Here is a 12,323-nt window from a genome sequence, read left to right as displayed (position 1 = left end):
CAAGTTATTCACAATAAATTTGTAAATAATCGGTGGATCCACACATCTTGCCCCTAATTTACTCACACAATGATCCACTTATGCCCGGATCATTGCTAGTTATCCCCAAATCGAGAATACAATCTGGTTATGGTTAATAACATCTGGTTATTTATTCTATTGAGCATTTTCCCAGTAACATCCAACCCTATAAATATAAGGAGTTACCAAATGAATAACTGGATTAAGGCTGCAATTGCGGCTATCGCACTCTCTGCTGCTACTGTTCAAGCTGCGACTGAAGTTAAAGTCGGCATGTCTGGTCGCTACTTCCCGTTCACGTTCGTTAAACAAGACCAACTACAAGGTTTTGAAGTGGATTTATGGGATGAGATCGGTAAGCGTAACGATTACAAAGTTGAATACGTAACGGCAAACTTCTCTGGTCTGTTTGGTCTTCTGGAAACGGGTCGTATCGATACCATTTCAAACCAAATTACAATGACAGATGCACGTAAAGCGAAATACCTATTCGCCGACCCATACGTAGTAGACGGTGCACAAATTACCGTTCGTAAAGGTAATGACAGCATTAAAGGTATCGAAGACCTTGATGGCAAGACGGTTGCGGTAAACCTAGGTTCAAACTTTGAACAACTGCTTCGCAGCTACGACAAAGATGGCAAAATCAATGTAAAAACCTACGATACAGGTATTGAGCATGATGTCGCTCTTGGTCGTGCAGATGCATTCGTAATGGATCGCCTATCAGCACTAGAGCTTATCAAGAAGACAGGGCTACCATTACAGCTAGCAGGTCAGCCATTCGAAACCATTGAAAACGCTTGGCCTTTCGTGAACAACGACAACGGTAAAAAACTGCAAGCAGAAGTAAACCAAGCATTAGCAGCAATGCGCGCAGATGGTACGCTAGAGAGCATCTCTCAAAAATGGTTCGGTGCGGACATTACTCAGAAGTAATTACTCACTTTCTCCATTCAAGGCCCACTGCTTTACACAGCGGTGGGCTTTTTGCTTTTGTGCACTGATTAAAAGCCTGATAGAACAGTATTTCCAAATAGAACAACACTTCCAATATAAATACGAGATAGATTATGGGATTTGACTTTAATTACATGCTAGAGCTGTTGCCGATACTACTGAAGTATTTAGGCACCACGATGGAGATGGCGACTTGGGGCTTGTTCTTTGCTCTGATCCTGTCTCTGATACTGGCGAATATTCGTGTATTCAAAATCCCAGTACTCGACCAACTGAGCCAGCTGTACATTAGCTTCTTCCGAGGCACACCACTGTTGGTACAACTGTTCCTTCTATACTACGGCCTACCGCAGGTATTTCCGTGGATGGTTGGACTCGATGCGTTTGGCGCGGCCGTGATTGGTTTAACCCTGCACTTTGCCGCTTATATGGCTGAAAGTATTCGTGCCGCGATTATCGGTATTGATCGCAGCCAAATGGAAGCCAGCCTTTCGGTCGGTATGACAACCAGCCAAGCGATGCGCCGAGTGATCTTGCCGCAAGCAACCCGCGTGGCACTGCCTTCTTTAATGAACTATTTCATTGATATGATTAAGTCGACTTCGCTTGCCTTCACCCTAGGTGTAGCCGAAATCATGGCCAAAGCTCAAATGGAAGCTTCTTCAAGTTTCCGCTTCTTCGAGGCTTTCTTAGCGGTAGCGCTGATTTACTGGGGCGTGGTGGTTATCCTCACTCGTATTCAAATTTGGGCCGAAGTGAAACTGAATAAGGCGTATGTACGATGATCAAATTACAAAATATCCACAAGCAGTTTGGTGACACCGAAGTATTGAAAGGAATCGACCTCGAAATCAAGCAAGGTGAGATAATTGTCATCATAGGTTCAAGTGGTACGGGTAAATCTACCCTGCTGCGTTGTGTGAATTTTCTAGAGCAAGCTGATCAAGGTACGATTTCGATTGATGATATCAGGGTTGATGCTCAGAAACACACCAAAGCAGAGGTGCTTGCACTGCGTCGTAAGACTGGTTTTGTATTCCAAAACTATGCACTATTTGCTCACCAAACCGCGAGACAGAATATAGCTGAAGGTTTGATTACAGTTCGAGGTTGGAAAAAGAAGCAAGCCCATGAAAAAGCACAACAAATACTCGACGACATTGGCCTAGGAGAGAAAGCTGATAGCTACCCTGCCGCGCTCTCTGGTGGCCAGCAGCAACGGGTTGGTATTGGCCGTGCAATGGCTCTACAACCAGAGCTTTTATTGTTTGATGAGCCGACTTCAGCGCTCGATCCTGAGTGGGTTGGCGAAGTGCTTAACTTAATGAAAAAACTGGCAAATCAGCATCAAACCATGCTGGTGGTTACCCATGAAATGCAGTTCGCTAGAGAGGTCGCAGACCGAGTGATCTTCATGGCTGATGGTCACATTGTCGAACAGGGATCTCCACAGGATATTTTTGGTAATCCACAGGATCCTAAATTAAAGAAATTCTTAAATAAGGTCGGGATCGAATAAGGATCCTTGTGATTTTAGTTATTCTACGTATAATCCCCCGACCGGAATTTTAGTTAACCCAATCATTGACACTTTTTGTGACAGTGATTACAATTCCGCCTCTTTGTTGAGAGGCGTCGGTTTTCCTTTCTTATATAAAGAAGAGAAAAAATGCCCACGCCGGGTTTAACAAAAACCTAAAACTACTGATCAGTAAGGTAATTACAATGAAACGCACTTTTCAACCTACAGTTCTAAAGCGTAAGCGTACACACGGTTTCCGTGCTCGCATGGCTACTAAGAACGGTCGCGCAACAATCAATGCACGTCGTGCAAAAGGCCGTAAGCGTCTTTCTAAGTAATCTTTGATTATTTTGAATAAGCTAGCCTTCGGTCGGGAGTTACGCTTGTTAACTCCCGAACATTATCAGAATGTCTTCAAGCAAGCTCATCGAGCAGGCTCCCCTCATTTCACCATCATTGCCCGAAATAACTCTCTTTCAAATCCTCGCCTTGGATTAGCTGTTCCGAAAAAGCAGATTAAAACCGCCGTTGGTCGTAACCGATTCAAGCGTCTTACTCGTGAAAGCTTTCGTAACACTCAACACAAACTTCCTAACAAAGATTATGTTGTAATCGCTAAGAAGAGCGCGCAAGATTTAAGCAATGAAGAAATGTTCAAGCTACTCGACAAATTATGGCTTCGCCTGTCTCGCCCTTCGCGTGGATAGCGCTAATACCCATCTATTTATATAGATGGTTTATTAGTCCACTCATCGGCCCACGCTGCCGATTTACTCCAACCTGCTCTTTATATGCGATAGAAGCGTTGAAAGCTCACGGTTTTGTAAAAGGGTGTTGGTTATCAGGCAAACGTCTATTAAAATGCCATCCTTTGAACGAAGGGGGCTTTGACCCCGTTCCACCAGTCCAAAAACAAGACAGAGATAAATAACGATGGATTCTCAACGTAATATCCTGTTAATCGCATTGGCTTTGGTTTCTTTCCTACTGTTCCAACAATGGAACGTAGCTCAGAACCCAGCTCCACAAGCGGTTGAGCAGGCACAATCTGGCAGCACCCTACCAGCGCCATCTTATGCAGATGATCTAGACCCGGCTCCTGGTCAAGTTGCTTCTGCTAAAACTATCACAGTAACAACTGATGTTCTGACTCTGTCAATTGATACGGTTGGTGGTGATGTCGTTACAGCAAACCTAAACGATTACTCTGCTGAGTTCGATTCTGAAGATACTTTTGTTCTTCTTAAAAACGAGCCTGGTCACCAATTTATCGCTCAAAGCGGTCTAGTGGGCCCTCAAGGTATCGACCTAAGCAGCACAAACCGCCCTAGCTACACAATTTCAGCAGACAGCTTCACACTTGCTGATGGTCAGGATGAACTACGCATCCCGATGACTTACCAAGCGAACGGCCTTGAGTACACGAAAACATTCGTCCTTAAGCGTGGCAGCTACGCAGTAGATGTTGAATACGATGTAGTCAACAACTCTGGTAACAACGCGACATTCGGCATGTACGCTCACCTACGTCAGAACGTTATGGACGACGGTGGTAGCCTAACAATGCCAACTTACCGTGGTGGTGCTTACTCTACGGAAGATACGCGTTACAAAAAATACAGCTTCGACGACATGCAAGATCGCAACTTGTCTCTTAACCTAGCAAACGGTCAAGGTTGGGCAGCGATGATTCAGCACTACTTTGCAAGCGCTTGGATCCCACGCGACGAAGCAGGCAGCAACCTTTACACTCGTGTCATTGGTAACCTTGGCGACATCGGTGTTCGCATGCCGAACAAAACCATCGCAACTGGCGACGAAGCAAGCTTCAAAGCAACGCTTTGGGTTGGTCCTAAACTTCAAGACCAAATGGCTGCTGTTGCACCAAACCTAGACCTAGTAGTTGACTACGGTTGGTTGTGGTTCATTGCTAAACCACTTCATACTCTGCTTTCGTTCATTCAAGGCATCGTTGTGAACTGGGGTCTGGCAATCATCTGTCTAACTTTCATCGTTCGTGGTGCTATGTACCCACTAACGAAAGCTCAGTACACGTCTATGGCGAAAATGCGTATGCTTCAGCCTAAGCTGACTGCAATGCGTGAGCGTATTGGCGACGACCGTCAACGCATGAGCCAAGAAATGATGGAGCTTTACAAGAAAGAAAAAGTAAACCCACTAGGTGGCTGTTTACCTATCCTTCTTCAAATGCCTATCTTCATTTCACTATACTGGGCACTAATGGAGTCTGTTGAACTGCGTCACTCACCGTTCTTCGGTTGGATTACTGACCTTTCAGCACAAGACCCATACTACATCTTGCCACTTCTGATGGGTGCTTCAATGTTCCTAATCCAGAAGATGAGCCCGACAACTGTAACGGATCCAATGCAGCAGAAGATCATGACCTTTATGCCGGTTATGTTCACATTCTTCTTCCTGTTCTTCCCTTCAGGTCTGGTTCTTTACTGGCTAGTATCGAACATCGTAACTCTGATTCAGCAAACGCTTATCTACCGCGCGCTGGAAAAGAAAGGCTTACATTCTAAGTAAGTTCGATAATAGAAAGAGATAAAGAAAGGCGACCAAAAGGTCGCCTTTTTGTTTTTAGCTGATTACAATTCAGCTAATTGATTAATAGTGAACGCCCCTTTTTGGCTTTCACATGCTAGCAGGCACACCTATGACTACAGATACGATTGTTGCTCAAGCGACCGCGCCAGGCCGTGGTGGCGTCGGTATTATCCGCGTTTCCGGCCCATTGGCGACTCAGGTTGCCCTAGAAGTAACAGGAAAAACACTTAAGCCTCGCTACGCGGAGTACCTGCCGTTTAAATCTCACGATGGCATCGAACTCGACCAAGGTATCGCGCTTTACTTCCCTAACCCACATTCGTTTACTGGCGAAGACGTGTTAGAGCTACAAGGCCACGGTGGCCCGGTGGTTATGGATATGCTTATAAAGCGTATCCTCGCGATCTCAGGCGTGCGTGCAGCGCGTCCAGGTGAGTTTTCAGAGCGTGCCTTCTTAAACGACAAGATGGATTTAACTCAAGCCGAAGCGATTGCTGACTTAATTGATGCCAGTTCAGAAGAAGCCGCAAAATCGGCGCTTCAATCACTACAAGGTGAGTTCTCTAAGCGTATTAACACGCTGGTAGATTCATTAATTCATCTACGAATCTACGTTGAAGCGGCGATTGATTTCCCAGAAGAAGAAATTGATTTTCTGGCTGACGGTAAAGTAAGTACTGACTTACAGGCTATCATTGATAACCTAGAAGCAGTGCGCCAAGAAGCCAATCAAGGCTCAATCATGCGTGAAGGCATGAAAGTCGTGATTGCAGGCCGCCCAAATGCGGGGAAATCAAGCCTATTGAATGCATTGTCAGGCAAAGAATCTGCCATTGTGACCGATATTGCCGGTACTACACGTGATGTACTGCGTGAACATATCCATATTGACGGCATGCCACTGCACATTATTGATACTGCAGGCCTGCGTGACGCCTCCGATGAAGTAGAAAAAATCGGTATTGAACGCGCTTGGGAAGAAATAGCTCAGGCAGACCGAGTTTTATTTATGGTTGATGGCACGACAACAGAAGCAACAGACCCGAAAGATATCTGGCCAGATTTCGTTGATCGTCTACCCGATAACATCGGTATGACGGTGATTCGCAATAAGGCGGATCAAACCAGCGAAGACCTAGGTATTTGTCATGTGAACGATCCAACCCTAATTCGCTTATCAGCCAAAACAGGTCAAGGTGTCGATGCTCTACGTAGTCACCTAAAGGATTGTATGGGCTTTGCTGGTGGTCATGAAGGTGGCTTTATGGCACGTCGTCGTCACTTAGATGCCCTAGAACGTGCATCTGAGCACCTGGATATCGGCCAACAGCAGCTTGAAGGCTACATGGCGGGTGAGATTTTAGCGGAAGAGCTTCGAATTACTCAGCAGCACCTCAATGAGATCACGGGTGAGTTCAGTTCAGACGATCTTTTAGGTCGCATCTTCTCTTCATTCTGTATTGGTAAATAACCTTAAAAGGCCGGCTCATGCTGGCCTTCTTCTTTAGTAAGGACAGCTTAATGATCCACATTATTACAGGCAGCACCTTAGGTGGTGCAGAGTACGTTGGCGATCACCTTAATGATCTTCTTGAAGAGCAAGGTCATGAGATAACCCTTCATAATCAACCTGAATACAATGAGATTCCACAACAAGACGTTTGGTTACTGGTTACCTCAACTCATGGTGCTGGTGAATTTCCAGATAATATTAAGCCGTTTATCAACGCATTGACCCAGCAATCTCCAGATTTAAGCCAGGTTCGCTTTGCTGTCGTGGCGCTTGGAGATTCGAGCTACGATACCTTCTGTTTGGCGGGTAAATCAGTCCACAGCCAACTGGAAGAACTCGGAGCTCACCCTATTTCAGCCTGTTTTACCATCGATATACTTGAAACTCCGGTGCCAGAAGACGCCGCTGAAGAGTGGTTTAACGATCATAGTAACCAGTTTTAACCCCTCTCTTCTCTCAAAAAGCGGCTTATGCCGCTTTTTTTGTCTCTGTACATCGCGATTGTGAATAACTTTTTTTCAAAAACATCTAAAATTTGCGATCTATTTTCAATTTCTTCTGTGGATAAGATCATACATATACGGTGATTAACCTATAGTTATCCAAATAACAAGTTTTAGGACAATTTCCCCCTGTGAATAAGTAGCCATTTTGATCCCAGCTAATCCTCATCATGATCAAAGTTAGATCACATCATTTGATCCAAAAAAGATCCATGATCTTGTTGATCATTTTTGACTTATCCACAGATACCCTCGATCCTAATAATAGATCTAATAAAAGATCTCTTTAAAGATCTTATCTATATTAATTAAAAATCCCTTTTCCGAAAAATCCCAAAAACGTTTTCTCAGGCTATGAAAACAGGTAGAATATCGCTCCTTTTTATCAATCTAGAAAACGTTTGAATACCTGAGGTCGGTTCATGCTTTATCACGAAAAATTTGACGTCATCGTTGTTGGTGGTGGCCATGCAGGAACGGAAGCCGCACTCGCATCTGCACGTACTGGTCAAAGTACGTTATTACTTACTCATAATATCGATACATTAGGACAAATGTCCTGTAACCCAGCCATTGGCGGGATCGGTAAGGGCCACTTGGTAAAAGAGGTCGATGCTATGGGTGGATTAATGGCGCAAGCTATTGATCATGCAGGTATTCAGTTCAGAACATTGAACGCATCAAAAGGCCCTGCAGTTCGTGCAACTCGTGCACAAGCTGACCGCGCACTTTACAAAGCCTTTGTTCGTAACGTTCTTGAAAACACGCCAAACCTGACTTTATTCCAACAGTCGGTTGATGACTTGATCGTTGAGCAGGATCAAGTGGTGGGTGTGGTAACTCAGATGGGCCTTAAGTTCCGCGCAAGCGCTGTGGTCTTGACTGTGGGGACATTCCTAGGCGGGAAGATCCATATTGGTATGGAAAGTTCTTCAGGCGGCCGTGCTGGCGATCCACCATCGATCGCACTGGCTGACCGTCTTCGTGATCTTCCATTCCGAGTTGATCGCCTGAAAACAGGTACACCTCCTCGTATCGATGCTCGTAGCGTTGATTTTTCTGAGCTTGAGGTTCAGCACGGTGATAACCCTACGCCTGTTTTCTCGTTCATGGGGAGTCGAGCTCAACAACCTCGTCAAATTCCATGCTATATCACGCATACCAATGAAAATACGCATGACGTTATTCGCGCTAACCTAGATCGCAGCCCAATGTACGCGGGTGTGATTGAAGGTATTGGCCCTCGCTACTGTCCTTCGATAGAAGACAAAGTGATGCGTTTTGCTGATAAGAACAGTCACCAGATTTTCATTGAGCCTGAAGGTCTCACGACCCATGAGCTATACCCGAATGGTATCTCTACCAGTTTACCGTTTGATGTACAGGTTCAAATTGTTCGTTCGATGAAGGGCTTTGAAAATGCTCATATCGTTCGCCCTGGCTATGCGATTGAGTATGATTTCTTTGATCCTCGGGACCTTAAGCTGACTTACGAAACTAAGTTCATCAAAGGTCTATTCTTTGCGGGTCAAATCAACGGAACCACGGGCTACGAAGAAGCGGCTGCACAAGGTTTGATGGCCGGTTTGAATGCAAGTTTGTTTACTCAAGGCAAAGAAGGCTGGAGTCCGCGTCGTGACCAAGCTTACATGGGCGTGCTTATTGACGACCTATCTACCATGGGTACCAAAGAACCTTACCGCATGTTTACGTCTCGCGCGGAATACCGTTTGCTGCTTCGTGAAGACAACGCCGATATCCGTTTGACTGAAAAGTCACGTGAACTTGGCCTCGTTGACGATGCTCGTTGGACACGATTCAATGAGAAGATGGAAAACATGGAGAAAGAACGTCAACGTCTGAAAGAAACTTGGATTAATCCAAAATCTGAAGATATTGATCAGTTGAACCAAGTTCTAAAAACACCGATGTCTCGTGAAGCGAGCGGTGAAGATCTTCTCCGTCGCCCTGAAATGACTTATTCACAGCTAACCGCATTGGATCGTTTTGGTCCTGCGCTGGAAGATCAACAAGCATCTGAGCAAGTTGAGATCCAAGTGAAGTACGATGGTTATATCCAGCGTCAACAAGACGAAATTGAAAAATCGCTGCGTCATGAAAATACCAAACTGCCTGCTGATATCGATTACAGCAAGGTAAAAGGATTGTCTAACGAAGTGGTTCTTAAACTAACGACTGCTAAGCCTGATTCAATTGGTATTGCTTCTCGAATTTCAGGTATTACGCCTGCAGCAATTTCAATTCTATTGGTTTATTTGAAAAAACACGGCCTGTTGAAAAAAGGTGAGGAAGCATAATGAGCGCATTACGCGAAAAATTGGATCACCTGATTGGCCAGACTGAACTTGAAGTGTCTGAAAAGCAACGTGGCCAATTGGTTGGCTACGTTGAGTTACTCAACAAGTGGAACAAGGCTTACAACCTAACGTCAGTTCGTGACCCGCAAGAAATGATGGTGAAACATATCTTAGATAGCATCATTGTTAGCACTCACTTACAAGGCAAGCGCTTTATTGATGTAGGCACAGGCCCTGGTCTTCCTGGGATTCCGCTCTCAATCATGAATCCTGACTGCGAGTTTTACTTGCTAGACAGCCTGGGCAAGCGTATTCGTTTTATCAAGCAAGTGATTCATGAGCTGGGTATCGACAATGTGATACCAGTTCAAAGTCGAGTTGAAGAATTTCAACCAGAAGAAAAGTTTGATGCAGTGCTCAGTCGCGCATTTGCGTCAATGACAGACATGGTAGAGTGGTGTCACCATTTACCTAAAGAGCAATCCGGTGTATTTTTGGCTCTTAAGGGACAACATCCTAGAGACGAAATCGACCTGTTACCTGAATGGTGTTCAGTGACAGACATTAAAGCTTTGCAAGTGCCAGAGCTTGATGGAGAGCGTCATCTAGTTATTTTATCGCGTCAGGGATAATCAGCGAGGCCATAGTGGGTAAAATCGTAGCAATTGCCAACCAGAAGGGTGGCGTAGGAAAAACAACAACTTGCATTAACTTGGCAGCATCAATGGCGGCAACAAAGCGCAAGATATTGGTTGTTGACCTCGATCCTCAAGGTAATGCCACTATGGCGAGCGGTGTCGACAAGTATCAGGTTGAAGCAACTGCTTACGATTTGCTGGTTGAAGACACCCCTTTTGATGAGGTAGTTTGCCGAAGTACATCTGGTAACTATGATCTCATCGCCGCAAATGGTGATGTTACAGCAGCAGAAATCAAGTTGATGGAAGTGTTTGCACGCGAAGTTCGCCTTAAAAATGCACTAGCATCAGTTCGTGATAACTATGATTTCATCTTTATCGATTGCCCACCTTCTCTAAACCTTCTTACAATTAATGCGATGGCTGCGGCTGATTCCGTATTGGTTCCTATGCAATGTGAGTACTTTGCTCTGGAAGGTTTGACAGCGTTGATGGATACCATCAGCAAGCTCGCTGCGGTGGTCAACGAGAATCTGAAGATCGAAGGTCTTCTGCGTACTATGTACGATCCTCGTAACCGCTTATCGAACGAAGTATCTGATCAACTCAAAAAGCACTTCGGTAGCAAAGTTTACCGAACTGTGATCCCTAGAAATGTGCGTCTGGCAGAAGCGCCGAGTCATGGCAAGCCAGCAATGTACTACGACAAATATTCAGCTGGAGCTAAGGCATATCTTGCTCTTGCTGGCGAAATGTTGCGTCGTGAAGAAGTCCCAGTATCGGTCTAACCAAAGGAATTCGCTCAATGTCTAAGCGTGGTTTAGGAAAGGGGCTAGATGCATTGCTTGCAACTAGCTCATTGGCTCGTGAAAAACAGCAAGTTGCTTCTTACAGTCAGGCGTTGTCGGCTGATGGTGAGCTTATCGAATTGGCTGTTGGTTGCTTAAAGCCAGGTGTATATCAACCGCGTAAGGATATTGCGCCGGAAGCGCTAGAAGAGCTGGCAGCATCAATTCAATCTCAAGGCATTATTCAGCCAATTGTTGTACGCCCGCTAGCGCAAGACCAGTTTGAGATTATAGCTGGCGAACGTCGTTGGAGAGCGGCTCGTCAAGCTGGCCTTAGGCAAGTGCCATGTCTGATCAAAAGAGTTGAAGACAAAGCCGCGATTGCGATGGCATTGATCGAGAATATTCAGCGTGAAGACTTGAATGCTATCGAAGAAGCACAAGCGTTAGAGCGCTTACAGAACGAATTTGAGCTGACACATCAACAAGTCGCTGAAGTGATCGGTAAGTCGAGAGCAACAGTTAGTAACTTATTACGTCTAAATCAGCTCGAAAATGAAGTAAAAGGTTTAGTTTCCAATAAACATCTGGAAATGGGGCATGCTAGAGCATTGCTTGCGCTTGAAGGCGATACCCAGGTTGAGGCAGCAAACACTGCGGCAACCAAAAAAATGACCGTGCGTCAAACTGAGCAACTTGTTAAAAAGTGCTTAAAGCCAGACGTTGAATCAGAATCGAAGCTTGAAGACACTGAAGCTATCGAACTTTCACGAAGACTCACGGAAAAATTGCAAGCAAACGTTTCAGTTACTCGTTCTGTTAGTGGGAAGTCAAAAGTGACAATTACTCTTGATGAGCCTCACAAATTAGATCAACTTATTGCTAAATTAGAGTACTAAGTGAGATAATTGATTTAGGTCAATTATGTAATGAACAAGTGACCTTGTACAAAAGTTGTCGGTTTGTAAACAAAAATGTAAATGATTGCTGCATTCTTATTGCAATCAATTTGGCTGAACGTATAATTTTCGCCAATTTCTCAGCACGCTTTTAAGCGAGTATCAAAGTAGGCTTAAAAGAGGAACGAATACATGGTAGCGGCGTTAGCAAGACCAGGACGAGTGCTTGCAAAGCAAATGTTATTGATCGAGCTTAGCGCGGTTATATTAGTGGCGATAGGGTTAGGTTTAGCTGTTAATCCTGATTGGGGTTTTGCTGCATTAATCGGTGGCGGTATTTTTGTCATCGCGAATGTGGTTTTTTGTGTGTGTGCTTTCCTATTTTGTGGAGCTCGCGCAACTAAGTTAGTTGCGGCGTCGTTCTATGCTGGTGAAGCGCTAAAAATCTTAATCACAGTTCTACTATTCTCTATCGTCTACATGTATATGCAGGTGGAATTAATTCCCCTCAAACTGACCTATTTACTGGTTCTAGGTATTAATATCTTTGCGCCAGTGCTTTTCATTAACAATAAAAAATAGGATGA

General features: G+C 44.8%; 14 protein-coding genes. All 14 read left to right on the top strand.

What is annotated here, in order from left to right; all coding sequences use genetic code 11:
* The first annotated feature begins 210 nt into the window (after nucleotides 1–210).
* The 14 genes from K08M4_RS15015 to K08M4_RS14945 all read left to right on the top strand — a co-directional run bounded on the left by K08M4_RS15015 (nucleotide 211) and on the right by K08M4_RS14945 (nucleotide 12,318).
* Nucleotides 211–960 (top strand): amino acid ABC transporter substrate-binding protein, encoded by a 750-nt coding sequence (locus K08M4_RS15015; RefSeq protein WP_086050367.1) that lies wholly within the window; start codon nucleotides 211–213, stop codon nucleotides 958–960.
* A 134-nt stretch (nucleotides 961–1,094) separates the two neighbouring features.
* On the top strand, nucleotides 1,095–1,766 hold the full coding sequence (locus K08M4_RS15010; RefSeq protein WP_086050366.1) for an amino acid ABC transporter permease: 672 nt from the start codon (nucleotides 1,095–1,097) through the stop codon (nucleotides 1,764–1,766).
* A complete protein-coding gene (locus K08M4_RS15005; RefSeq protein ID WP_086050365.1) occupies nucleotides 1,763–2,500 on the top strand; it encodes an amino acid ABC transporter ATP-binding protein in 738 nt (245 codons plus the stop codon). Before K08M4_RS15010 ends, K08M4_RS15005 begins: the two co-directional genes overlap by 4 nt.
* Nucleotides 2,501–2,706: 206 nt before the next feature.
* Nucleotides 2,707–2,841 carry a 50S ribosomal protein L34 gene (gene rpmH, locus K08M4_RS15000; protein ID WP_004735800.1) on the top strand — a complete coding sequence of 45 codons (135 nt, stop codon included), beginning with the start codon at nucleotides 2,707–2,709 and terminating at the stop codon, nucleotides 2,839–2,841.
* 45 nt (nucleotides 2,842–2,886) lie between these two features.
* Complete coding sequence (rnpA, locus tag K08M4_RS14995) at nucleotides 2,887–3,210, top strand: ribonuclease P protein component (RefSeq protein ID WP_029223763.1); 324 nt, start codon at nucleotides 2,887–2,889, stop codon at nucleotides 3,208–3,210.
* Nucleotides 3,177–3,434: a membrane protein insertion efficiency factor YidD gene (yidD, locus tag K08M4_RS14990; protein WP_086050364.1), complete on the top strand. Its 258-nt coding sequence runs from the start codon at nucleotides 3,177–3,179 to the stop codon at nucleotides 3,432–3,434. The genes rnpA and yidD overlap by 34 nt, the downstream gene beginning before the upstream one ends.
* A gap of 2 nt (nucleotides 3,435–3,436) precedes the next feature.
* The gene (gene yidC / locus K08M4_RS14985) at nucleotides 3,437–5,056 is read left to right on the top strand and encodes a membrane protein insertase YidC (RefSeq protein ID WP_086050363.1); all 1,620 of its coding nucleotides are present in this window, start codon (nucleotides 3,437–3,439) and stop codon (nucleotides 5,054–5,056) included.
* 130 nt (nucleotides 5,057–5,186) lie between these two features.
* The gene (mnmE, locus tag K08M4_RS14980) at nucleotides 5,187–6,548 is read left to right on the top strand and encodes a tRNA uridine-5-carboxymethylaminomethyl(34) synthesis GTPase MnmE (RefSeq protein WP_086050452.1); all 1,362 of its coding nucleotides are present in this window, start codon (nucleotides 5,187–5,189) and stop codon (nucleotides 6,546–6,548) included.
* A gap of 50 nt (nucleotides 6,549–6,598) precedes the next feature.
* Nucleotides 6,599–7,033, top strand: a complete 435-nt coding sequence (gene mioC, locus K08M4_RS14975; protein WP_086050362.1) for an FMN-binding protein MioC — start codon at nucleotides 6,599–6,601, stop codon at nucleotides 7,031–7,033.
* 482 nt (nucleotides 7,034–7,515) lie between these two features.
* On the top strand, nucleotides 7,516–9,411 hold the full coding sequence (mnmG, locus tag K08M4_RS14965; RefSeq protein WP_086050360.1) for a tRNA uridine-5-carboxymethylaminomethyl(34) synthesis enzyme MnmG: 1,896 nt from the start codon (nucleotides 7,516–7,518) through the stop codon (nucleotides 9,409–9,411).
* Nucleotides 9,411–10,043: a 16S rRNA (guanine(527)-N(7))-methyltransferase RsmG gene (gene rsmG, locus K08M4_RS14960; protein ID WP_086050359.1), complete on the top strand. Its 633-nt coding sequence runs from the start codon at nucleotides 9,411–9,413 to the stop codon at nucleotides 10,041–10,043. Before mnmG ends, rsmG begins: the two co-directional genes overlap by 1 nt.
* A 14-nt stretch (nucleotides 10,044–10,057) precedes the next feature.
* Nucleotides 10,058–10,837: a ParA family protein gene (locus K08M4_RS14955; protein ID WP_086050358.1), complete on the top strand. Its 780-nt coding sequence runs from the start codon at nucleotides 10,058–10,060 to the stop codon at nucleotides 10,835–10,837.
* A gap of 17 nt (nucleotides 10,838–10,854) precedes the next feature.
* Nucleotides 10,855–11,736: a ParB/RepB/Spo0J family partition protein gene (locus K08M4_RS14950; RefSeq protein WP_086050357.1), complete on the top strand. Its 882-nt coding sequence runs from the start codon at nucleotides 10,855–10,857 to the stop codon at nucleotides 11,734–11,736.
* 192 nt (nucleotides 11,737–11,928) lie between these two features.
* Nucleotides 11,929–12,318: a F0F1 ATP synthase subunit I gene (locus K08M4_RS14945; RefSeq protein WP_008221392.1), complete on the top strand. Its 390-nt coding sequence runs from the start codon at nucleotides 11,929–11,931 to the stop codon at nucleotides 12,316–12,318.
* Nucleotides 12,319–12,323 lie beyond the last annotated feature (5 nt).

The organism is Vibrio syngnathi (genome assembly GCF_002119525.1).
Taxonomy (GTDB): Bacteria; Pseudomonadota; Gammaproteobacteria; order Enterobacterales; family Vibrionaceae; genus Vibrio; species Vibrio syngnathi.
This window is presented reverse-complemented; position numbering and strand designations above follow the sequence as displayed.

Bases quoted from the DNA above. Each gene is read 5' to 3' on its own strand.
- K08M4_RS14950 (WP_086050357.1), top strand. From the start codon at position 10,855: ATGTCTAAGCGTGGTTTAGGAAAGGGGCTAGATGCATTGCTTGCAACT.
- mnmG (WP_086050360.1), top strand. From the start codon at position 7,516: ATGCTTTATCACGAAAAATTTGACGTCATCGTTGTTGGTGGTGGCCAT.
- K08M4_RS15015 (WP_086050367.1), top strand. From the start codon at position 211: ATGAATAACTGGATTAAGGCTGCAATTGCGGCTATCGCACTCTCTGCT.
- K08M4_RS15010 (WP_086050366.1), top strand. From the start codon at position 1,095: ATGGGATTTGACTTTAATTACATGCTAGAGCTGTTGCCGATACTACTG.
- mioC (WP_086050362.1), top strand. From the start codon at position 6,599: ATGATCCACATTATTACAGGCAGCACCTTAGGTGGTGCAGAGTACGTT.
- mnmE (WP_086050452.1), top strand. From the start codon at position 5,187: ATGACTACAGATACGATTGTTGCTCAAGCGACCGCGCCAGGCCGTGGT.
- yidC (WP_086050363.1), top strand. From the start codon at position 3,437: ATGGATTCTCAACGTAATATCCTGTTAATCGCATTGGCTTTGGTTTCT.
- K08M4_RS15005 (WP_086050365.1), top strand. From the start codon at position 1,763: ATGATCAAATTACAAAATATCCACAAGCAGTTTGGTGACACCGAAGTA.
- yidD (WP_086050364.1), top strand. From the start codon at position 3,177: ATGGCTTCGCCTGTCTCGCCCTTCGCGTGGATAGCGCTAATACCCATC.
- K08M4_RS14945 (WP_008221392.1), top strand. From the start codon at position 11,929: ATGGTAGCGGCGTTAGCAAGACCAGGACGAGTGCTTGCAAAGCAAATG.
- rsmG (WP_086050359.1), top strand. From the start codon at position 9,411: ATGAGCGCATTACGCGAAAAATTGGATCACCTGATTGGCCAGACTGAA.
- rpmH (WP_004735800.1), top strand. From the start codon at position 2,707: ATGAAACGCACTTTTCAACCTACAGTTCTAAAGCGTAAGCGTACACAC.